The organism is Arenimonas caeni, assembly GCF_003024235.1.
GTDB classification, from domain to species: Bacteria; Pseudomonadota; Gammaproteobacteria; order Xanthomonadales; family Xanthomonadaceae; genus Arenimonas; species Arenimonas caeni.
The window spans coordinates 1-1,087 of the sequence record NZ_KZ679118.1 but is presented as its reverse complement, the minus strand read 5'-3'; the positions used below and the strand labels follow the sequence as shown (position 1 = coordinate 1,087).

Below are 1,087 nucleotides of genomic sequence, written 5' to 3'. Positions count from 1 at the left end.
GCCGAGCGCTTCGGTGGCCAGTTCCATGCCTACGACGCGATCGACAAGGCGCCGGAAGAGAAGGCCCGCGGCATCACGATCTCGACCTCGCACGTCGAGTACGAGAGCCCGACCCGCCACTACGCGCACGTCGATTGCCCGGGCCACGCCGACTACGTGAAGAACATGATCACGGGTGCGGCGCAGATGGACGGCGCGATCCTGGTGTGCTCGGCCGCTGACGGCCCGATGCCGCAGACCCGCGAGCACATCCTGCTGGCCCGCCAGGTGGGCGTCCCCTACATCGTCGTGTTCATGAACAAGGCGGACATGGTGGACGACGCCGAGCTGCTGGAGCTGGTGGAGATGGAAATCCGCGAGCTGCTGAGCAAGTACAACTTCCCCGGCGACGACACCCCGATCATCAAGGGTTCGGCGCTCAAGGCGCTCGAGGGCGACCAGTCGGAGATCGGCGTTCCGGCGATCATCAAGCTGGTTGACGCTCTCGACTCGTACATCCCGGAGCCGCAGCGCGACGTGGACAAGCCGTTCCTGATGCCGGTCGAGGACGTGTTCTCGATCTCGGGCCGCGGCACGGTGGTGACGGGCCGCATCGAGCGCGGCATCATCAAGGTGGGCGACGAAATCGAGATCGTGGGCATCCGCCCGACGGTCAAGACGACGGTCACCGGCGTGGAGATGTTCCGCAAGCTGCTCGACCAGGGCCAGGCGGGCGACAATGCCGGTTTGCTGCTGCGCGGCACGAAGCGTGACGAAGTCGAGCGTGGCCAGGTGCTGTGCAAGCCGGGTTCGATCTCTCCGCACACGGAGTTCGAGGCCGAGGTGTACGTGCTGTCGAAGGACGAGGGCGGCCGCCACACCCCGTTCTTCAAGGGCTACCGTCCGCAGTTCTATTTCCGCACGACCGACGTGACTGGCGCCTGCCAGCTGCCGGAAGGCGTGGAGATGGTGATGCCGGGCGACAACGTGAAGATGCAGGTCACCCTGATCGCGCCGATCGCGATGGACGAGGGCCTGCGCTTCGCGATCCGCGAGGGTGGCCGCACCGTCGGCGCCGGCGTGGTTGCCAAGATCATCAAGTAAGCGC

At 66.1% G+C, this 1,087-nt stretch carries 1 protein-coding gene; it reads left to right on the top strand.

The features are described 5' to 3' along the window. A partial coding sequence (tuf, locus tag C6N40_RS13845; RefSeq protein ID WP_106991607.1) for an elongation factor Tu occupies nucleotides 1-1,083 on the top strand: 1,083 nt, incomplete at its 5' end. Between the last annotated feature and the right edge of the window lie 4 nt (nucleotides 1,084-1,087).